The following is a 22,269-nucleotide window of genomic DNA, read 5'->3' on the forward strand; positions in this document are numbered from 1 at the left end:
TGAGCTTGTTTACTGAATGACATAAAAATACCCATCTTAAATAAAATTAGGATGGGTATTTTTTATGTTGAGAATAAGTATTTTAAAGCGCAGCAATCTGCTCCATACTCGCTTTAATCTTGCTTAACTGATCCGCACATTCAGCCAACTTGGCTTTTTCACCTTCCACTACAGCAGCAGGAGCTTTCGCCACAAAACCTTCATTACCTAGTTTATTGGCAATCTGGTCATGTTGCTTTTGAACTTTATCCAAGTCTTTCTGTAAACGACCCAGTTCAGCTTTCGGATCAATCAAACCTTTCATTGGAACAAAGACAGACGCATGACCAACAACACTAGAAGACGATAATGGTGGTTCTTGATCTTTCGTCAAAAATTCAATACTTTCAACTTTAGCCAATGCTTTAAAGAGTGGCTCAATACGCTCAATTTGAGTACGTTCTGCATCCGAAATATTTTGCAGCAATACTGGTAACAAACGTGCATTCCCTAAGCCCATTTCTCCACGAATATTACGCACTGCACCAATTAAACCTTGCAACCACTGCATATCTGCTTCGGCTTGTTCATTGATTTTTGCTGCTTCAGGAACAGGGTATTGCGCTGTCATGATCGTATCGCCACCTTTACCAATCATCGGCGCAAGTGTTTGCCAGATTTCTTCGGTTAAATACGGCATCAATGGATGTGCTAGACGAAGTGATGCTTCCATCACTGCAAGTAACACACGGCGAACTTCAGCTTTACGCTCGGAAGATACTTCTGCATCATTCAGGACGGGTTTGGTCAGTTCAACATACCAGTCGCAATATTCATTCCAAATAAAGTCATAAATGGTTTGTGCAGCAAGGTCCAAACGATACGTTGCAAATGCTTGATGAACGGCTTGTTCTGCTTTTTGCAGACGGCTGATGATCCATTGTTCTGGAAGTTCCCAAAGCTCAGGATGTGCTTCTTGAGCAACCGTTTGACTTTCTACATTCATCAAGACAAAACGGGTCGCATTCCAGATTTTATTACAGAAATTACGGTAGCCTTCAACCCGTTTTAAATCAAACTTAATGTCACGGCCAGTATTGGCAAGCGCACAGAAGGTAAAACGTACCGCATCTGTACCATAGGCATTAATTCCTTCCGGAAATTCTTTACGCGTCGATTTTTCAATCTTTTCGGCTTGTTTCGGATTCATTAAACCAAAAGTACGTTTCGCCACCAGACTTTCTAGATCAATGCCGTCAATCAAGTCTAAAGGATCAAGCACGTTGCCTTTCGATTTTGACATTTTCTGGCCTTCGCCATCACGTACTAAACCATGTACATACACGGTTTTGAACGGGACTTGTGCTGTGCCATCGTCATTCTTCATAAAGTGCATGGTCAGCATGATCATTCGTGCGACCCAGAAGAAGATAATGTCAAAACCTGTCACCAAAACATCGGTCGGGTGGAAGGTATTTAAGAAATAGTTTTCTTTATCTTTGGCGGCATCACCTGTCCAGCCTAGTGTTGAGAATGTCCAAAGACCTGATGAGAACCAAGTATCTAAAACATCTTCGTCTTGCTGTAACGTCACATCATCAGGGATGTTATTTTTGGCACGAACTTCTTCTTCGTTACGACCGACATAGATGTTGCCATCAACGTCGTACCATGCAGGAATACGATGACCCCACCACAATTGACGTGAAATACACCAGTCCTGAATGTTGTTCATCCATGCCATATACATATTGGTATATTGCTCTGGAACAAATTTGATGCGTCCATCTTGAACCGCTTCAATCGCAGGCTGAGCAAGCGGTGCAATTTTGACATACCATTGATCGGTCAATAATGGCTCAACAATGACACCTGAGCGGTCGCCACGAGGTGCTTTCAAGTCATACGGTTGAATTTGATCCAACCAGCCTTCTGCTTCTGCCTGTGCAACCAATTTTTTACGGGCAGCAAAACGCTCCAGACCGATATAGTCGGTCGGTGCAGCAATGCTTGCTGAAATTTGTTCGCCTGCTTTGGCAATAAATTCAAAATCAGCCAGAATTTCGGCATTTTTATTGAAGATATTGATAATTGGCAAGTCATGACGTTTGCCTAAGTCATAGTCATTAAAGTCATGCGCAGGGGTGATTTTGACGCAGCCAGTACCAAAGTCTTTTTCGACATATTCGTCTGCAACGATAGGCACTAAACGGCCAGTAATCGGCAATACGATATTTTTGCCAATCAGATGTTGATAACGTTCATCTTCAGGATGTACCGCAACTGCACTATCACCTAATAAGGTTTCAGGACGTGTGGTTGCAACGACGAGATAGTTATTGCCATCTTGAGTTTTAAGTGATTTGTCTTCAAAGAAATATTTGAAATGCCACAAAGAGCCTTTTTCTTCAACCGATTCAACTTCAAGGTCAGATAGGGCAGTTTGGAGTTTAGGATCCCAGTTGACCAAACGTTTACCACGATAGATCAGGCCTTGTTCATGCAGTTGAACAAAGACTTCTTTAACGGCATTAGATAAACCTTCGTCCATGGTAAAGCGTTCACGCGACCAGTCAACCGAAGAACCCAAACGACGAATTTGTTTGGTAATGGTGCCGCCAGATTGCTCTTTCCATTCCCAGACTTTGTCGATGAATTGCTCACGACCCAAGTCATGACGACTGACATTCTGCGCGGCCAATTGACGCTCAACCACCATTTGTGTGGCAATCCCCGCATGGTCAGTTCCCGGTTGCCATAAGGTATTTTTTCCCATCATACGGTTATAACGGGTCAAAGCGTCCATGATGGTATTATTAAAACCATGTCCCATATGCAAGCTACCCGTGACATTGGGTGGTGGAATCATGATACAGAATGATTCACCATGACCAGATGGCTTAAAGTAACCTTGTTGTTCCCAAGTTTGATACCACTTTTTTTCAATCTCAGTCGGATCGTAAGTGGTCGCAATGTTTTGAGCAGATGGAGCGTTTGCGTCAGACATAATTTAAAAGTCAAAAGTGTATAAAAAATTGCATCTATTGTAGCAAAAAAACAATCAAAATGGCGCGTTACAATCAGATTGACTGTGGCAAAAAAGTGCTGATCTATTTTGATGGTTAAGTAGTCTGTCGAGTCAGTAAAAAAGTTTATGTTTTGATCGAAACTTGTTAAATTTACATCAGATCAATGTTTCACTGGTCTATAAAAACAAGCTACAGAAGATGTTAGGAATTTAGGGATGATGCAATGGGATATGCAGTTTTTTTAAAAATTAATGAAGCAACACATGGTCGTTTTGAAAATATTCGTACTCAATTAAATTTGGGCGCTGAACAAAGTCAGTCTAAGGCATTGGGGAATGTCTTATCTGAAATTGCCTGTGAAATTATTGAGCAGGTCTTTGCCGATTTGTTATATCAACAAAAGCAAAAGAATAGTGTAGATGCGCAAAAGCATGTCGCAGAATCAGAAAAAGTAGTTCAACAGGTTTTAGAGACTATGCGTAAATATATGCCGTGGTCTGTTTCTTTTTTTAGCAATGAACGATTAACACCGCTAGTCAACTATTTTTCAGATTTATTAAGTGAGCATAATCGACAAATTTATGTTCGTTATGAGTTAGATCCATCCTTGGTTCAAGAAGCTTTTGCACATATTGAAAAAGTGCGCGAAGGGCAGATGAGTTATGTGCCTAAAGCATTTCAGGTGCTGACTCAGATTGTGGACGAGGGGGTTACCAGTCTTATTCGTAAGCCTAAGAAACTGCTCAAATTTAATTTGGTTGTAGATAAAACCCTTAATGGTGTGATTAAGATGACTACGCATTTAGGATACAAACGTCTTGAAAAATTAGGTGAAAAAATTGATTCAAGTACAGCAAATGAATATATTGAACACTTTCTGATGTTTATGCAAAAAGAAGCATAATTTTATTTTATAAGCGTTTTTATAAGGGAATAAACATGGCGAAGCTAATACCACTTGAAAATAAAGTCGTCTGGATTACTGGGGCATCATCGGGGTTAGGCAAAGCTTTGGCACGTGAATGTGCATTACAGGGAGCTCAGGTTATCTTAACCGCGCGCCGATACGATGAACTGGAAAATGTCAGAATCAGTTTATTTAAACCTGAACGACATCTTTCAATTGCTGCGGATATTACCGACGAAGTTCAAATTCGCCATGCCTATGTACAAGTTCTGGAAGAAAAAGGAAAAATTGACTGGCTCATTAACAATGCAGGATTGAGTCAACGCGCGCTCATTCAGGACACCACTATGCAAACTGAACGTGCGATTATGGAGGTGGATTATTTTTCACAAGTTTATCTGACTAAAACTGTACTTCCGACATTTATTCAGCAAAAAACAGGTCGAATTGTCTTTGTGTCTAGTGTGGCGGGTTTGTTAGGCACTCAATATCGCGCCAGTTATTCGGCAGCTAAAGCAGCGATTCATATGTGGGCGAATAGCTTACGTGCTGAAATTGCACAGTTTGGCGTTGGAGTTTCGGTGATCTTTCCAGGCTTTGTTAAAACCAATGTGTCTTTTAATGCGCTTAATGGCGAAGGAAAGCCACAAGGTCATCAAGATGAAGCAATTGAAAATGGTCTTGAAGCCGATGAATTTGCGCAGGAAGTGGTGAAGGCGCTTATGCAGGAACAGGAATATATTGTAGTCGGGGGGACTAAAGAAAAACTAGGTGTTTTAATCTCTCGCTTAGCCCCTTCTTTACTTTATAAAATGATTCGTAAAATGAAAGTGAAATAATAGCTTTATTTGGTTTTATCAAGAAGTTGCTCTCAACTTCTTGATTGTTCTGTTGTAGTTTTAGCAAAAATAGCTGTTCCATAAGCAAATACTTCGACCATACCGCCTTGCATACCGAGTTCCGTGGTACTTAAACGTAGTCCCATGATTTTATCTGCGCCGTGACGAACAGCTTCTTGTTTAAGTCGGACAATGGCTTCTCTTCGTGCACGATCGACTACGGTTTCATAACTGGTGAGCCGACCCCCTAAAAAATTCTGGATATTGGCAATGATGTATTTAAAATAATCATGAGAAATCACAACATTACTTGAAATAAATTGACCTGATAATTCACTATAGACAAAGCGATTGCTATCAATGCGAATATGAGCAAGTTGCTGCTCTTTGTGCTCAAGTTCACGCCAGTGTTTTCGTTCAAAATACCGACCAAAACCCCATCCAATAGCACAAAGAATCAAAAAAAGAACAACCTGAAAAATAAGATTTTCCATCAGTTATGCCTTAAGAACTAAAAGGATCGGGGAGTTTGGGTGCATGAGGTTGCACAATCACGGCTGTACCATACACAAAAAGTTCGGATGCACCTTGTGCAATGTTCGATGTCGAGAAACGTATTCCTACAATTGCATTTGCACCTAATTGCTCAGCTTTAGCAATCATACGTTGCATAGCCTCCTGACGGGATTCTTCTAGAAGTTCTGTATATGCGGTGAGTTCACCGCCCACGATATTTTTTAAACCTGCAAGCAAATCGCGTCCCGCATGTTTACTACGAACAGTGCTTCCGTACACGACATCAAGTTGTTGTGTGATGAGGTAACCTGGCATACTTTCTAAATTACTTAATAACATATACTTATTTTTTAAAAATGGTGTTATGAAGATATAAAAAAAGTCATATAGATGCAATAAAAAAGCCCACCGAAGTGAGCTTAGTCAAACTATTGAGAATTACTGTTTTTTCAAGTCAGCACTTGATGGCTGATGAACAACAGTATCTGTAGTATTGGCTTTAACGCCACCCCCCAGAGTCTTGTAAAGCTCAATTTGATTATTCAAATTGGCTTGTTCAAGTAACAATAAGCCTTGTTCTGCTGAGTAAGATGAGCGCTGCGCATCCAATACCGTTAAGTAGTTATCAATACCAGCGCGGAAGCGGGCATTGGATAAGTTGTAGGTTGTATTGGTTGCCTCCACCAGACGACGTTGCGCAGAGATACGATCTCCGATATTGGCACGTGTGGCTAATGCATCGTTAACTTCACGGAATGCTGACTGAATTGATTTCTCATAATCAGACAATGCAATTTTCTGATCAGTTTCAGAAATTTTGATGTTCGCGCGACGAGTGCCCCAATCAAAGATTGGCAGGTTAATACTTGGTCCAATTGACCACATACCTGAGCCAGATTTAAACAAATCGCTCAATTCAGCAGACGCATAACCTGCCGAACCTGTAAGGCTAATCGTCGGGAATAATGCTGCTTTTGCTGCACCAATATTGGCACCAGCGGCACTCAATTGATATTCCGCAGATTTTACATCAGGGCGATTATTCAACAAGTCACTTGGTAAGCCCGTCGCAAATAAATTTTGACGTGTTACAGATTTAACAGGTTGATTTGGCAGTAAGTTCTGTGGAACAGGTTGCCCGACCAGTAAATTTAACAAGTTTTGTGCTTGCGCGATTTGGGTTTTATAGTTCGCTACATCATTGCGTGCAGTTTCAACAGAAATCTGCGCCTGACGTAATGGAACTTCACTATCGATCCCGACATCAAAGCGTTTTTTGTTCAAATTATATGAATCAAGTTGAGCTTTTAAGGTCTGATCAGCCAGTTTCAAATTCGCACTAGCAAAAGAATAACTTAACCAAGCTTGAGCCACCTGACTGACCAAACTAATTTGTGTCGCATCACGCGCACTTTGTGTCGCGAGATAATTATCGAGGGCTGCATCTTTTAGACTACGAACACGTCCCCAAAAATCCAACTCATAAGAGGTCACCCCTAAACCGACCTGAAAGGTGGAATAAGGATTATTTGGATCACGAGTCGGTGTGACTTGACGAACAGCACTACCACTTGCACCAATAGTTGGTAACTGATTGTTTTCAGTAATTTGATATTGCTGCTGCGCGCGTTGAATATTCAAAGTCGCCGTACGAAGATCACGGTTATTGTCTAGAGCCAACTCAATCACTTGCAATAAGCGAGGGTCAGAGAAAAAGTCTTTGTAGCCTTGTTCTGCAATAGATGTACCTGAAGCGCCATAACTATAGCTTCCAGGAATATCGGCCTTTGTCACTGGTTCTGGGCCACGCATGCTTTGACAAGCAGTCAAAGCAAGCGCAAGTGCAGATACCGCAATGCTACGACCCGAAATAGACCATACTTTTTGCATCACGATGTTTGCTCCTGATTATTTGGGGTTTTTGGTTTGTACTTAAAGATACTACGAATCCATACATAAAATACAGGGATAAAGAAAATACCTAAAAGTGTTGAACTGAGTACGCCGCCGAGTACACCGAAACCAACAGAGTGCTGGCTTCCTGCACCCGCACCTGAAGAAATTGCAAGTGGGAGTACACCAAAGCCAAAGGCAAGTGTGGTCATAATGATGGGACGTAAACGCATTTTTGCAGCATGCATGGTCGCATCAAATAATTCCTCACCTTTTTCCTGTAACTCTTTGGCAAACTCAACGATCAAGATCGCATTCTTCGCGGATAGACCAATCACGGCAATGATCGCTACCCTAAAGTAGATGTTATTGGAAAGGTTTGGATTATGCAGAACATGGAAGCCAAAGTAGGTGAGGAGTACGGCACCTAATACACCTAATGGCACCACTAGCATTACTGAAAACGGAATTGACCAGCTTTCATATAACGCGGCAAGACACAAGAATACAATCAGCAAAGACAGAACATAAACAGCTGTTCCTGATTGACCAGAATCACGTTCTTCTAAAGAAAGTCCTGTCCATTCATGGTCAAATCCAGAAAGACCCATAGATGGAAGTTTTTGCATGATGTCTTCCATGGCTTGCATCGCTTCACCAGAACTCACGCCAGGGGCAGGTGAACCTTGAATGTTCATAGATGATACACCGTTATAGCGTTCTAAACGCGGTGAACCATAGCTCCAGTGACCTGTGGTAAATGCTGAGAAAGGAACCATCGTACCCGCACTATTACGCACATACCATTTATCCAAATCTTCAGGCATCATTCGTGCAGCGGCTTCGCCTTGCATATAGACTTTCTTAATACGACCACGGTCGAGGAAGTCGTTTACATAGCTACTCCCCCAGGCAATACTCATAGTGTTATTGATATCTGCCAGACTAACGCCCATGGCACCAGCTTTCGCCTGATCAATTTCAATTTGGTATTGTGGTGTATCTTCCATACCGTTTGGACGTACTGCGGTCAAACGTGAATCTTTGGATGCAAGACCCAGTATGGTATTTCGAGCTTGTAACAGTTTTTGATGTCCTTGACCATCCACGTCTTTCAACATGAAGTCAAAACCCTGACTCACACCCAATTCAGGCATGGCTGGCAATTGTAATGGGAAGATCATGGAGGCATCTTGAATCATGCCATTCAAGCGCATGGCTCGACCAACAATCGCACCAATTTGAGTGTCATCTGATGTACGATCTGCCCAGTCTTTTAAGCGAACAAATGCCAAGCCTTGGTTTTGTCCCTGACCTGTAAATGAGAAGCCAGATACGGTGAAGATAGAAGCAACACTTTTCTTTTCCTGATCAATAAAATAATCAGTAATCGTATCAAGCGTTTTATCTGTTCTTTGTAATGAAGCATTCGGAGGTAACTGTACCAGTGTCATGATCACACCCTGATCTTCATCGGGTAGGAACGAGCTTGGTAAATTACGGAACACTAAGACAAAAATAGCAATAATGACTGCATAGAATATCCCTGAGAATATTTTATGATGTGTCATATGATTGACACCATTTTGATACTTAGAAGAAAGTTTGTCGAAACTCTCGTTAAACCATCTAAAAAAGCGTGCAAAAATATTATTGCTTGGTTTTTTATCTGGATCGTGCTGCTTCAAGAATGTTGCACAAAGCGCAGGAGTAAAGGTCAGCGCGATGAACAAAGAGAAGATCATGGCTGTCACTAGCGTAATCGAGAATTGCCGATAAATGACCCCTGTTGTTCCACCAAAGAAAGCCATCGGCACAAATACTGCTGTTAAGACGCTAGTAATACCCACAAGAGCGCCAGAGATCTGTTGCATTGATTTTTCGGTTGCAGGTACAGGTTCAAGATGTTCCTCCTGCATAATTCGTTCAACGTTTTCCACTACGACGATCGCATCATCGACCAATAAGCCGATCGCGAGAACCATGGCAAACATGGTAAGTGTGTTGATGGTAAACCCAAACAAATTAATGACTGCAAATGTACCCAATACAACAACAGGCACTGCAAGTGTTGGAATAATCGTCGCGCGCCAGTTCTGTAAGAACAAGAACATCACGATAAATACCAGTACGATTGCTTCAACCAATGTATGAACTACGTTTTCAATCGATAGCTTGACGAATGGAGTGGTATCAAACGCAATTTCATCTTTAAATCCAGCCGGATAGTTGGGACGAAGTTTGTCTAAAGCAGTCTGTACGTTGTTCGCAGTATCGAGTGCGTTTGCACCTGTTGAAAGACGAATCGCAATACCACCTGCTTCTTTACCATTATATTTTGAGTTGAACTGGTAGTTTTCCGAGCCTAATTCAACGCGAGCTACATCCCCTAAACGTACCTGAGCACCAGATGAAGTATTCTTCAGGAAAATATTACGGAACTGTTCTGGTGTCTGTAACAGACTTTGAGCGTTGATTGTGGCATTGATGGTTTGACCTTCTACAGCAGGTGCACCACCAACCTGACCAACTGCAACCTGAGCATTTTGTGCCTTAATTGCATTTGATACATCAATAGGAGTAAGTTGGTAGGTATTTAGTTTTGCAGGGTCGAGCCAGATACGCATCGAATACTGACCACCAAAGACCTGTACTTCACCGACACCTGGGACACGGCTCAGTGGGTCTTTAATGTTGGCGTTAATATAATCTTTAATATCTGCACCAGATAGAGAATTATCGGGTGAATAAAATGCAACGACCTGAAAGAAACTAGCGCCCGATTTCTTAATGGTAATCCCTTGACGTTGTACCACTTCAGGTAAAGATGCTGTGGCAGTTTGCAGTTTGTTTTGAACCTGAACCTGCGCGATGTTGGCATCGACACCTTGATTGAAGTTAACATCAATGGCAACGCTACCATTAGATAAACTCTGAGAGCTGATATAACGTAAACCATCCAAACCATTTAACTGTTGCTCAATGACCTGTGTCACTGAGTTTTCAATGGTTTCAGCAGATGCACCTGGATACGTCGCCGAAATCGAGATTTTGGGCGGCGCAATCGTTGGATACTGTGAAATTGGCATTTTTGACAGAGAGATAATCCCTGCCAACATAATGACCAATGCAATCACCCACGCAAAGATGGGGCGATGAATAAAAAATTGAGCCATTCACTCTACCCCTTATGCATTTGAAGCAGCTTTCTGTTCAGGTTGAGCTTTATTTTGATCAGCTGACTTTTGTGTTTCTGCATTTGCTTTTGGATTTTGTGGTTGATCACCTGCTTGCGGCGCTGGTGCCTGATAAGGTTTTGCAGAAACCTGCTGACCTTCTTTCACTTTTGCGATACCGTCAACGATAATTTTATCGCCAGTTTTTAAGCCGTTGGTCACAATCCAGTTGGTACCATTAGTACCTGCTGTTTCAATTTGACGCGGTTCCACTACGCCATTTGCATTGACCAACATGGCAACTGCTTGACCAGTTGGTGTACGTGTAACGGCTTGTTGCGGAACCAGATAAGCATTAGGAATCACGGCTTGAGTGATCTGAGCAGTCGTATACATACCAGGAAGCAGTAAATGATTTGGATTTGAGAATACAGCACGTAAAGTCACCGTACCTGTATCTGGATCTACGCTGGCATCAGAAAAAGCGAGATGACCTTCAATTGGATAAGTTGAACCATCTTCAAGGCGGATTTTGACTTTGGTATTGTTGCTGTTATTCAGATTTCCTTTGCTTAATTGTTGGCGTAAACGTAACAATTCAGCGCTTGACTGATTGATATCAACATAAATTGGATCTAGCTGTTGAATCTTCACCAGTGGATCTGTCTGATTCGCAGTGACTAATGCACCAGCCGTTACCGAAGAACGTCCTGATTGACCAGAAATAGGTGAACGAATGGTTGAATATCCAAAATTGACTTCAGCATTTTTAACTTGCGCTTTAGCCGCAGCAACTTGAGCTTCTGCAACGTTCACTTGTCCAACTAAATCATCATATTCTTGCTTAGAAACCGCATTACTCGAAACCAGTTGTTTGTAACGATTCATTTTGGTTCTTAGTGAGTTTAGATTCGCTTCCTGTTGTAACAATGCTGCTTTGGAGTTATCTAAAGTCGCACGATTTGTTCTTGAATCCAGCTCATACAATGACTGACCTTCACGAACATAACTTCCTTCTGTAAATAACCGCTTCAGAATTACACCGCTCGTTTGAGGACGCACTTCAGAAATTTGATAGGCTGTTGTACGCCCAGAAAGCTCAACCTTTTGCTCAACATTTTGTGGTTGTGCGACAAGCACACCCACTTCAGTCGGGGGCATTTGCTGAGCTGCACCAGCTTGCTGCGCATCTTTTGGATCTTTGCTACAGCCAACAAGTGCGATACTTGCTGCTAATGTGCAAGCAGTAAGGGCTGGAGCCCAAAGCTTTGCAGACATCATTGTTTCACCTCATTTAGAGCTTTATCTAAAAATAATTTGTTGTTGTTCAACTTGCTTTGTTTCCACAACCAAAGCAGTGAGATCCAAATAAAACCGATACTCCAACCCGCTAATACATCTGTAGGATAATGAACACCTGCATACACTCTTGAGAGCCCCATACTAAGCAGCCAAAAACAGGAAACCACTAGGAAATATGATCTTTTAGGATGATTTTGATAAATCAAGATGACTAAACTGGCAAGAGTAGCCGCGTAGGCACTATGAGCACTGGGAAATGATGCGCCATAGTTGACCACCAGCTGATAGACTTCTGGTGGTCTGGGCCGATTAAAACACCACTTTAATAACCATCCTAAAACAATACTTCCGCTCACACCTATTAAAATGAAGATGAGTGTTGAGTATTTTTTATACCATGCGCAGACTAAACACCAGACCATAGTAAAAAATAATACAAAAGGCATGCCACCTAAATAAGCTAAAGTAATTACAATTTGATTGAGCGTTTTATTTCGGTGTTCATTCAGGATTTGAATTGCATGTAGATCAAATCCTGAGATGACGGGAGAGTATAAACCAAACACACTCAACAAAAATAAAATGCAACCAATACAGAGTATTAGGTAGGGCATACTTACAGCCTTCAGTTTAACCAAGCTTATCGGTTGGAATATGGTTATGAAGTGTACTCGCCAGTACACTTTTTTTCAAGACTAGGTTATTTATACTAATTTCTTTTTTGAAAATATTTAACTATCAGCACACAAATATAACAATTTTAAGTGAATTTTGGCACATTTTCTTCATTATTTAGAACCGTCGCTAGTGTGATGCAGATCCTGACTTGGCTGTACCATCATCCACTTCAAGAGGCTGTTTGGGTGGCCAGAAAAAATCACTAGGACGAGTGAGAAAATGTGTGATTACCAGTTTGGCTAAAGGTTTCCATTGTTCAAAGCGTACACGACGCGCCCGCAAAGCCACAATAATAGTCAAACTAAAACTAACAAATAGGTTGGTCAAACCGATGAGTAACACCCCTAAAAAAGAAACAATAATGAGTCCAATATCTGGGGGACCATTAATACACATCAAACCTTGTATAAAGTTGGCAGAAGCAAACGCAATATGTCGGATATCTAGAGGTAAACCTAAAATAAAGCCTATGGTTCCCATACTCCCGAGCATAATCCCGAAAATAAAGTTACCCGAAAGCGCACCAAGATTACGTTGGATGTAGTCGGCAAATTTATTGAGGCGCTCTTGACCCATCCAGTTTGCCAACCGTTGGTGTGCTTTCAACCGTGGGCCGACTTTACGATAGATAGCCATATTGTCAAAATAACCCGCCAGCAAGCCTGATAAAAATAAACACACACCAGCAATAGCGGCATGGGGAATAGCCAGCGAGGTAAAAGGGTTCAAACTATGCAGTACGATATTGGCTTTTGCATGATTGAGTAATGGTTCATCCAAAAAGTATTGCCACAGATAAGTAATGATGGCGGCCGTAGGAATGGCGATAGAAATATTTCCTAAAATCGCAACAAACTGTGTCCTGATAATATTGATAATTAGGGCTGCCAGTTCTGCAATTTGAGCCGTTCTTGAACCTTTGCGTTGTTGTACAGTCGAAGCAAGCGCAGCCGCAGTCATGGCAGGCTGTTTTGTCGCAACCGTAAAATGCAAAACATGAATCAGAACAAAGCCCAATGAATAGTTCATACTATAAATAAAGGCATGCATCATGGGGGCGAGGGTGAGTCGTGCGGCCAATATTTTCAGTGTTGCCATGATGGCAATGATCACACCTGCACCTGCGGCGGCCCGATACATTTCAAAAAAACCTTTTTTATCGGTACTTACATAGTGTTCACCAGTGCGGCTGGCGTTTTCTGTCACTTGTAAGGCGATTAACTCACTGTTTGTGGTCATTAGTGAGCGTACGCTTTTTTCACTATAATGTGCTTCTGTAATATCTTCTAGAAATTCACCCAGTGAGAGATAACGAATTTGGGCATCACCCACCACAATATTTAAAAGTAACTCGATTCGATCCAGACATTGCTCAAGCAAGGACAATAAATAAGTCAGACTCAGACTGACACCGATCCGTTTGGTGGCTCGTCGTATTTTAAGTACAACTTCCCGACATTGCTCAAACATAACAAAGGCTTGAGAGGCATCAGGCGGTTCAAGCACTGCAACTTCGTGACCGGTATAATGCTGCTTTTTAAATTTTTCAATAAAATCGATCACTTCTCGATTTTGCACTAAAAAAGGCGATTCATATTCGGTCAGTTCAGGCTGCGCATTAATAAATTCTGGATATAAGCCAATACCACTGATACGGTAAGATAAAACCGTAATGGCTTTAATCATTTGATCCTGAATGGCACGTTTTTCATCGATATTGCTATTACTTTGCCCAATGATTTCAAAAAGAGCATACCAGTGCTTTTCATCAATCGCATTTAGCCAATATTTGTCACTACGTTGATGAAATACTTTGCCAATCAAGGTACTCAGGTCATGGTCATCCTGAATTAAAGGGAGAAAGTGTGCGCCAAGACGTTTGACTAACTGATTCCAAAAACCATCTAAAGACAATATGCCACTGTCGGCATATAAACTGGTTTGTTTGTATTGATTGATTAGACGTAATAAAAAGCTTTGTAAGGTGTTGGCGGCGTTAGGTCCGATCAGTAAAGACTCGACAAATGCCTCAAACTTATCATTGATTTCATCTTGATTTTTGCTGTCGCTTGGACGAATACGATTGATCAGCTCAATAATAATATGTTCATCTAAAACAGCCTGAGTTTGATCAAGCTGTTGCTGCATTTGAATGTAAAGATCAGATAAATTTATATGCATAGGCAAAAGAGATTATTGAATCCGATGTAAAGCCATTAAAGTCAGATTGGTAAGTGCTTGACGCGCCTCACTATCTGGTAATTGATTTAAAGCATCAAGCGCAGCTTGTGTTTCTTGCTCAGCACGGGCGCGACAATACTCTAAAGCACCCGAATTTTGCACAATCTGGATGACTCGCTCAAGTTGCGTGATCCCACCTGTGGAAATACTTTTACGAATAATGTCATGTTCTTCGCCAGTGGTTTTTTGTAACGCGGCAATCAATGGTAGCGTGGGTTTGCCTTCCATCAAGTCATCACCGATATTTTTACCTAAGGTGTCTGCATCAGAAGTGTAATCCAAAATATCATCAATAATTTGGAAAGCATTGCCAAAATGACCTGCAAAATGACGTAATGGCTCACGATATTGGGGGGTATTGGCTAAAATCGCTGCGCCTTCGGTGGCCAGTTCAAATAGTCGGGAAGTTTTACCGTGAATAATATTTAAATAGGTTGTTTCTGTAGTTTCAGGGTCATGTTGCGACTGAAGTTGTAACACTTCACCTTCGGCAATTTCACAGGTTCCTGTTGAAAAGTCCTTGAGTAAGACCATGTCGTTTAGATCGACCAATAAATCAAAAGCACGGGAGATTAAAAAATCACCTACCAAAACCGCCGTTTGATTGTTCCACGTTGCGTTGGCTGTTGGGCGGCCACGACGTAAGCCCGATTCATCCACAACATCGTCGTGTACTAGCGTCGCGGTATGCAGCATTTCAATGATCGCAGCCAATTTACGATGATGTTCTAAGTCTTGAACGCCACATGCCTGACCTGCCAGCAAACACATGATGGGGCGCATACGCTTACCGCCAGCTTCGACTACATGTTTACTCACCGCCATGACTAAAGCGACTTTTGAGGTAATTCCTTCATTAATAAATGTGTCCATCACAGCAAAGTCATGAGCTACAGGCGCGAGTATATCTTGCTTAAAGTCGATGGCCATATGAAAGGAAACCTCATCAATATATTGGTAATTTGCTCAATGGATTTAAAGCTATAAAATCTTAAACTCAAATGAATGACAAAACACAAGTTTTCATACCGATACAACGGTATGAACGTTTGATGCTAAATATTGTCTAGCCAGCGATAGGGAGAAGCTCCATGTTGAGTGGTTTTATAGTAGCAATTTGTTTTTAAACCTTATTTGCGATTTTACACATATTCAAACGAAATACTAGGTTGATTCAGCCGATCATAAAGCTTAACTGTCTTTCTTCTTATTTTTTGTTTTAGCTTGCGTAATTTTGCATCAAAATACTTGTTGTTTGCCCAGTTATCCCTTAAAATCTTTCGCCTTATACATCCCAGTGGCGTTCGTTTTAAGATCGATATATCCCTTTATCGACACGACGACACGGGCTTGGTTGGAGTACGTTATGTACGCAGTAATCCAAAGCGGTGGTAAACAGCACCGTGTAGTTGAGGGTGAAACCCTTAAAGTTGAATTGTTGAAAGCTGAAACTGGCTCAACTATTACGTTTGATGACGTATTAATGGTTGTAAATGGTGATAGCATTCAAATCGGTGCTCCAGTTGTTGCTGGCGCAAAAGTAACTGCAGAAGTGGTTGGTCATGGTCGTCACGACAAAATCCGCATCATCAAAATGCGTCGTCGTAAACACTACCGTAAACAACAAGGTCACCGTCAATGGTTTACCGAGTTGAAAATTACGGGTATTGCAGGCTAATCACGAGGAGTAATAGACATGGCTTCTAAAAAAGCTGGTGGATCGACTAAAAACGGTCGTGATTCGAATCCTAAAATGTTAGGTGTTAAAATCTACGGTGGTCAATCAGTAACTGCTGGTAACATCATCGTTCGTCAACGTGGTACTGAATTCCACGCTGGTGCTAACGTAGGTATGGGTCGTGACCATACTTTATTTGCTACTGCTGATGGCGTAGTAAAGTTTGAAGTGAAAGGTCAATTTGGCCGTCGCTATGTAACTGTTGAATCTGTATAAGTTTTAATAGTTTAAAAAACCCGCATCTTGCGGGTTTTTTTTATGTTTAAAGCTATTACTTGGTTTACGAACTTGTCTCTTTAGCCTGATTTCGAATAAATCGATGATGTTTAATGTCGTCATAGGCTTGTAAAATTTCATCATAAGTATTCATGACAAAAGGACCTTGACCATTGATGGGTTCACCTAACGGTTTTCCTGAAAGTAAAAGTAATTTGCTGTGATGCAATGCCGTGATTTGAATATTTTCTCCATGACTCGACATGACAGCCAACGCCTGTTCCTCTAAAAGCTCATCTTGTTCTGTAAATTGTATCTGACCATGACGCAAATAAAGTAAAGAGCTGTCCCCATGCTGGGCAGGCAAGATCAGGTGCTGTCCTTGACGTAGATCAATATCTAAAACAGTCATTGGACTGTAGGTTAGTGCTGGTCCTTGTACGTGTTGGTACTGTCCTGCAATGACTCGAACTGAACCCGCCTGTTGAGGTAATTCAATCTTTGGAATATCGGCATTTTTTAAACTTTGATAACGTGGCTCGGCCATTTTATCTTTAGCGGGTAAGTTGACCCAAAGTTGTACCATTTCAAAAGCTCCGCCGCGCTCACGAAAAGCAGAACTAAATTGTTCGCGGTGCATCACGCCAGAGGCCGCAGTCATCCATTGTACATCGCCTTTTGCAATGATTCCGCCACTGCCAGTAGAATCACGATGTTCTAACTCACCTTCAAACATAAAGGTTACGGTTTCAAAGCCGCGATGTGGATGTTCATTTACACCACGACGTTTATTTGACGGACTTAATACGCCAGGACCTAAATGATCCAACAATAAAAAAGGGGAAACGGTATTGCCTAGTTCATGATAAGAAAACACGGAAAGTACAGGGTAGAAGTCACCGACTGAAAAACGGGTATCGTTGCGATGAATAAATGCAAGGCTTTTCATAGGTGAACTCCATTATTTTTAATCTATTGTCATCTGTTTAGCATATGACTTTTATCCAGATAAGATCAGTCCGTATAATAGAACACTGTATTTTAATTTTGATATCTCCTCTCATAATAGTTCGGTATCTAATTGAATATCTTTATCTTGTTATTTTCTTCATAATGCAGTGATTTTTGTACATAAAATTGTGGTTGGAGACATTAATTACACAAAATCCATGTGTTTCTCCACAATTTTAGTTTTCAAAAACAGTAAGATATCGATATAACAGTAAAAACTGATTAGAGGTTTTATTTTATGATTTCCGTAAAAAAAGTGGCATATGCATTAACTCTAAGCGCCAGTGTGGTTGCACCTGTCATGAGCGCAACTGCTTTTGCGGCCACGGCAGCTTCGGAACAGCAAGCGACCTCAAACCTAGTGAAACAATTGAGTGGTATGCAAAGTTTATCTGCCAATTTTGAACAAACGACAAAAGCTACTAATAATACTCGTGCGCCAAAAAATAAAGGTCTAACCGCACAACATATGAATCAAACCTTTAAAGGGGTGATGAAAGTAGAACGTCCGGGTAAATTCTTCTGGGAAACGACTTCACCCTCAAAACAAACGATTGCGACAACAGGTAAAACCGTCTGGATTTATGACCCTGATTTACAGCAAGCGGTACGCCAAAACCTGGATGATCAGGTTGCCAATACACCTGCGTTATTGTTGTCGGGTAATACCAATCAGATTATGCAGTCTTATCGTGTGACTCAGCCTGATAGCAGCAAAACTTATTACACCTTATACCCTAAAGACAGTGAAGGTGCTTTTCAAAGTCTGACCATTAGTTTTGGTGCAAATAAAGCCCCAAGTTTGATGATTTTACAGGACTCTTTGGGTCAAACGACTTATGTGCGTTTTAATAATGTGAAGCTAAATCCATCGATTCCCGCTTCGACTTTTAATTTCACGCCTCCAAAGGGAACAGATATTATTGATCAATAATATCTGGTTGATTTCCAAAACATCGCTTCAGTTAACCGCTCATTTTGGGCGGTTAATTTTTTGATGGATCATATAGATACATATTTTCAATGTTCAGTATAAATAGAGCTTTGTATAGTAGATCAAAATGAACATCGAAAACGATCAGAAGGGGCGGCAATGTCTGCACGACACTTTAAAACAACATTATTGATTCTGCCATTTTTAAGCGCTGTGTTTCTCACTGTGGGCTGTCAGCCAAAAACGGAGAGTAAAAAGGACGACACTCCGACACAAAGCAAAGTTGAAAAAGTGAGTGTGCCTGTCATTCAGTCTAAGGTAGTTACAGTTAAATTACCCAAAAATAAGCTGTGTTTGGAAGATGGGTGTACCACGTATCATTTTCAAACAGTCGAAACCAATCAACCGTGGATCAATGAATATTTTATGAATCGGATCAAAAAAGCCGATCCAAATGCGTTTGACAATATTCAGGATCAGCAAGTCAAATTGCCTGAAGGTATGCCTCAGGATGGTGAAAGCACGATCTTTGTGCGTTATTTGGGGCAAAATTATAATTTGGCTTCATTTCAGTTATATAGCTATACCTACTCGGCGGGCGCAGCACATGGGATGCATCATGAAGAATATGTCATTTTTGACTTGAATAAGAAAAAACGCGTGAGTGTTGCAGACTTGCTGAAAGAAGGAAGCGATACAACTGTGCGTGATCGCTTATATAGCTTTAATCAAAGCTGGCTGGAAGAACACAATATTAGCAAAGATAAATTTCAACTGAGCGATAACTTCTACTATGGTAATGAAGGCATTGTCTTTGTGTATCCACTGTATGAACTGGCTTCTTATGCCGAAGGTTTAAGTGAATTGACATTACCTTATGATCAGGCCATAGATGTAGTCAAACCTGAATATTTACCAAGTCAGCCTGTGCTACCTAAAGAATAATCAATACCTGAAAGCTAAAATCATGATTTGTAAATATAGTCACTTCATAGTGACTATATTTTTTGCTGTGAAGCACTTACACTATAGGCAGTTTTTCTTTGCAACTTATGATTGGCTATGATCGACCCAAAATTACTCAGAAATAATATTGAAGCTGTAAATCAGGCTTTGGCAAAACGTGGTGTACAACTTGATCCTGCTGAATGGGCATCTTTGGAAGCGCGCCGTAAAGAGTTTCAATCCAAAACTGAAAGTTTACAGGCAGAACGTAATTCTGGTGCTAAACAGGTAGGTCAGATTAAAAAAGCAGGCGGTGATGCCTCTGAGATCATGGCGCGTATGCAGGCCATTGGTGATGAAATTAAGGCAGCAGAAGTTGCTTTAGCAGAATTACAGGCTGAAATTGAAGACAAAGCACTGAGTATTCCAAACTTGCCAGATGATTCTGTGCCAGAAGGCAAAGATGAAAATGACAATGTGGAAATCTCAAAATGGGGAACACCACGTCAGTTCGATTTTGAAATAAAAGATCACACCGATTTGGGTGAGTGGATGGGCGGTCTTGAGTTTGAAACCGCAACCAAGTTGACGGGTTCACGTTTTAGCGTATTGAAAGGGCCTTTAGCTCGGTTACAACGTGCTTTAACGCAATTCATGCTAGATACTCATACCTTAAAAAATGGTTATACCGAAGCCTATGTACCGTATTTGGTCAATGCAGATTCATTACGTGGTACAGGCCAACTGCCAAAGTTTGAAGAAGATTTGTTCAAGCTACAAGGCGAAAAAGAATATTACTTAATCCCCACTGCTGAAGTCCCTGTGACCAACTTTGTGCGTGACGAAATCATTGATGCAGATCGTTTACCGCTTAAATATGCAGCACACACGCCTTGTTTCCGTAGTGAAGCTGGTTCTTATGGACGTGATACCCGTGGTTTGATTCGTCAACATCAGTTCGATAAGGTTGAAATGGTGCAAATCGTCAAACCAGAAAATTCGATGCAGGCATTAGAAGAATTAACAGGTCATGCTGAAGGAGTCTTGCAGGCACTTGGCTTACCTTATCGTAAAATTCTTCTTTGTGGCGGGGATATGGGTTTTGGTTCAACCAAAACTTACGATTTAGAAGTTTGGGTTCCAAGTCAAAATACCTATCGTGAAATTTCAAGCTGCTCAAATATGGGTGACTTTCAGGCACGTCGTATGATGGCACGTTACCGCGCGGATCAGAAAAAAACTGAATTGGTACATACCTTAAATGGTTCTGGTTTGGCGGTGGGGCGTACTTTATTGGCGGTGATGGAAAATTATCAACGTGCTGATGGCTCGATCGAAATTCCAGAAGTATTGCGCCCTTATATGGGTGGAGCAACTTATATCGATTAATCAAATCGATATCTATTGTGCATGATTTTTGCTTTAACCTACCCAAAATCAAGATGTAGAGGTCGGCTGTGGAAATTCTTCCAATTTCACTTAAGTTGCAACAGCAACGTTGTCTGATCGTGGGTGGGGGGCATATTGCCTATCGCAAAGCACTATTACTGGTCAAGGCGGGTGCAATTCTTGATGTAATTGCACCTGAAATTGAGGAGCAGCTTCAAACCCTGGTTGAACAAAGCCAAGGGACACTGTATTTAAAAGTATTTGAAGACAGTGATTTAGATCAAGCCTATCGTTTAGTGATTGCTGCAACCAATGATGCTGCGGTCAATCAACGCGTGTTTGAGCAAGCCGAACTCCGAAATCTGTTAGTGAATAGTGTGGATGATATTCCCAACTGTCGTTTCATGATGCCTGCGATTATTGATCGTTCGCCATTAGTCATTTCTGTCGCCTCAAATGGGGCTTCACCTGTGCTGTCACGTCAGTTGCGTACCCAAATTGAAACATTAGTACCACATGGTATGGGGAAACTCGCTGAGTTCTCTGGACAGTGGCGTAGCCGAGTTAAGACTAAGATTACCAATCCAGATGAGCGTCGTATTTTCTGGGAAGAACTGTATGCCAGTCCGCTCAAAGAACAAGTGTTTCATGACAATCTGGAAACCGCCAATCAAATGATGGCACAGGCGCTTTCTGAATGGACTGCGCTTAAAGGTGAGGTCTATTTGGTGGGTGCTGGGCCGGGTGATCCAGAATTACTCACACTTAAAGCCTTGCGTCTGATGCAACAAGCAGATGTAGTCATTTATGATCGCTTGGTTTCTCCTCCGATTTTAGAGCTTTGCCGCCGTGATGCCGAAAAAGTCTATGTGGGTAAGGCACGATCCAATCACAGTGTACCGCAAGATGGCATTAATGCTTTACTCGTTCAATACGCACAATCAGGAAAACGTGTCTGCCGTTTAAAAGGTGGCGATCCCTTTATCTTCGGACGTGGTGGCGAAGAAATTCAGGAGTTATTTGCAGCGGGTGTTCCGTTTCAGGTGGTGCCAGGTATTACCGCAGCGTCAGGCTGTTCAGCTTATGCGGGTATTCCATTGACTCATCGCGATTATGCGCAAAGTGTACGTTTTCTGACAGGACATCTAAAAGAGGGTTCGCCAGAACTACCGTGGAATGAACTGGTGTATGAAAATCAGACGCTTGTGCTGTATATGGGATTAGTCGGGCTTGAGCATATTAGCCAGCAACTCATTGCACATGGTCAACGTCCTGATATGCCTGTCGCTTTGATTTCTAAAGGCACAACTCCTGAACAAAAAGTAGTGGTCGGTACACTCTCTGATATTGCATCTAAAGTTGCCGAATACCATATCCATGCACCAACTTTGACCATTATTGGTGAAGTGGTCAGTTTACGTGAACAATTGCAATGGTTATAACACGAATTGTTCCAATTATTTAGTAGAGAGACTT

18 protein-coding genes are annotated in these 22,269 nt (G+C 41.4%); 8 read left to right on the forward strand and 10 right to left on the reverse strand.

What is annotated here, in order from left to right:
- Positions 1-82 precede the first annotated feature (82 nt).
- Entirely contained in the window at positions 83-2,986 is a 2,904-nt protein-coding gene (locus I6L31_RS15290) for a valine--tRNA ligase (RefSeq protein ID WP_005003228.1), read from the reverse strand.
- Positions 2,987-3,231: 245 nt separating this feature from the next.
- Here I6L31_RS15290 and I6L31_RS15295 point away from each other — a divergent pair, with 245 nt between their 5' ends.
- Both I6L31_RS15295 and I6L31_RS15300 read left to right on the forward strand, forming a co-directional pair.
- On the forward strand, positions 3,232-3,912 hold the full coding sequence (locus tag I6L31_RS15295; RefSeq protein ID WP_005003232.1) for a hypothetical protein: 681 nt from the start codon (positions 3,232-3,234) through the stop codon (positions 3,910-3,912).
- A 35-nt stretch (positions 3,913-3,947) separates the two neighbouring features.
- Entirely contained in the window at positions 3,948-4,754 is an 807-nt protein-coding gene (locus tag I6L31_RS15300) for an SDR family oxidoreductase (RefSeq protein WP_005003233.1), read from the forward strand.
- A gap of 32 nt (positions 4,755-4,786) precedes the next feature.
- Here I6L31_RS15300 and I6L31_RS15305 read toward each other — a convergent pair whose 3' ends face one another.
- The 8 genes from I6L31_RS15305 to sdsA form a co-directional block, all read right to left on the reverse strand.
- Positions 4,787-5,248 (reverse strand): YbjQ family protein, encoded by a 462-nt coding sequence (locus I6L31_RS15305; protein ID WP_005003235.1) that lies wholly within the window; start codon positions 5,246-5,248, stop codon positions 4,787-4,789.
- Between the two features lie 10 nt (positions 5,249-5,258).
- Positions 5,259-5,609 carry a YbjQ family protein gene (locus I6L31_RS15310; protein ID WP_004990395.1) on the reverse strand — a complete coding sequence of 117 codons (351 nt, stop codon included), beginning with the start codon at positions 5,607-5,609 and terminating at the stop codon, positions 5,259-5,261.
- A 99-nt stretch (positions 5,610-5,708) separates the two neighbouring features.
- On the reverse strand, positions 5,709-7,160 hold the full coding sequence (gene adeK, locus I6L31_RS15315) for a multidrug efflux RND transporter AdeIJK outer membrane channel subunit AdeK (RefSeq protein ID WP_004990394.1): 1,452 nt from the start codon (positions 7,158-7,160) through the stop codon (positions 5,709-5,711).
- On the reverse strand, positions 7,160-10,339 hold the full coding sequence (locus tag I6L31_RS15320) for an efflux RND transporter permease subunit (RefSeq protein WP_005003239.1): 3,180 nt from the start codon (positions 10,337-10,339) through the stop codon (positions 7,160-7,162). The genes adeK and I6L31_RS15320 overlap by 1 nt, the downstream gene beginning before the upstream one ends.
- A gap of 12 nt (positions 10,340-10,351) precedes the next feature.
- Positions 10,352-11,620, reverse strand: coding sequence for an AdeA/AdeI family multidrug efflux RND transporter periplasmic adaptor subunit (locus I6L31_RS15325; protein WP_035272001.1), 1,269 nt, complete (start codon positions 11,618-11,620; stop codon positions 10,352-10,354).
- A complete protein-coding gene (locus I6L31_RS15330; protein WP_004990390.1) occupies positions 11,617-12,255 on the reverse strand; it encodes a phosphatase PAP2 family protein in 639 nt (212 codons plus the stop codon). The genes I6L31_RS15325 and I6L31_RS15330 overlap by 4 nt, the downstream gene beginning before the upstream one ends.
- A gap of 190 nt (positions 12,256-12,445) precedes the next feature.
- Positions 12,446-14,500 (reverse strand): site-specific recombinase, encoded by a 2,055-nt coding sequence (locus tag I6L31_RS15335; protein ID WP_005003247.1) that lies wholly within the window; start codon positions 14,498-14,500, stop codon positions 12,446-12,448.
- A gap of 12 nt (positions 14,501-14,512) precedes the next feature.
- Positions 14,513-15,490 carry an All-trans-nonaprenyl-diphosphate synthase gene (gene sdsA / locus I6L31_RS15340; protein ID WP_004996472.1) on the reverse strand — a complete coding sequence of 326 codons (978 nt, stop codon included), beginning with the start codon at positions 15,488-15,490 and terminating at the stop codon, positions 14,513-14,515.
- Positions 15,491-15,926: 436 nt separating this feature from the next.
- Here sdsA and rplU point away from each other — a divergent pair, with 436 nt between their 5' ends.
- Positions 15,927-16,238: a 50S ribosomal protein L21 gene (gene rplU, locus I6L31_RS15345; protein WP_004664501.1), complete on the forward strand. Its 312-nt coding sequence runs from the start codon at positions 15,927-15,929 to the stop codon at positions 16,236-16,238.
- 18 nt (positions 16,239-16,256) lie between these two features.
- The gene (gene rpmA, locus I6L31_RS15350) at positions 16,257-16,514 is read left to right on the forward strand and encodes a 50S ribosomal protein L27 (RefSeq protein WP_004929519.1); all 258 of its coding nucleotides are present in this window, start codon (positions 16,257-16,259) and stop codon (positions 16,512-16,514) included.
- Positions 16,515-16,578: 64 nt separating this feature from the next.
- On the opposite strand, the gene I6L31_RS15355 is transcribed toward rpmA, so the two are convergent.
- Positions 16,579-17,463: a pirin family protein gene (locus I6L31_RS15355; RefSeq protein ID WP_005003252.1), complete on the reverse strand. Its 885-nt coding sequence runs from the start codon at positions 17,461-17,463 to the stop codon at positions 16,579-16,581.
- 300 nt (positions 17,464-17,763) lie between these two features.
- On the opposite strand from I6L31_RS15355, the gene lolA reads away from it, so the two are divergent.
- From lolA to cysG, 4 genes are all read left to right on the forward strand, one after another.
- Positions 17,764-18,459 carry an outer membrane lipoprotein chaperone LolA gene (gene lolA, locus I6L31_RS15360; protein ID WP_004996475.1) on the forward strand — a complete coding sequence of 232 codons (696 nt, stop codon included), beginning with the start codon at positions 17,764-17,766 and terminating at the stop codon, positions 18,457-18,459.
- A gap of 159 nt (positions 18,460-18,618) precedes the next feature.
- Positions 18,619-19,404 carry an RsiV family protein gene (locus tag I6L31_RS15365; RefSeq protein WP_005003258.1) on the forward strand — a complete coding sequence of 262 codons (786 nt, stop codon included), beginning with the start codon at positions 18,619-18,621 and terminating at the stop codon, positions 19,402-19,404.
- 117 nt (positions 19,405-19,521) lie between these two features.
- A complete protein-coding gene (gene serS, locus I6L31_RS15370) occupies positions 19,522-20,793 on the forward strand; it encodes a serine--tRNA ligase (protein WP_005003260.1) in 1,272 nt (423 codons plus the stop codon).
- A gap of 68 nt (positions 20,794-20,861) precedes the next feature.
- Entirely contained in the window at positions 20,862-22,235 is a 1,374-nt protein-coding gene (gene cysG, locus I6L31_RS15375) for a siroheme synthase CysG (protein ID WP_005003261.1), read from the forward strand.
- The last annotated feature ends 34 nt before the right edge of the window (positions 22,236-22,269 follow it).

Source organism: Acinetobacter septicus (assembly GCF_019355975.1).
Lineage (GTDB): Bacteria > Pseudomonadota > Gammaproteobacteria > Pseudomonadales > Moraxellaceae > Acinetobacter > Acinetobacter ursingii.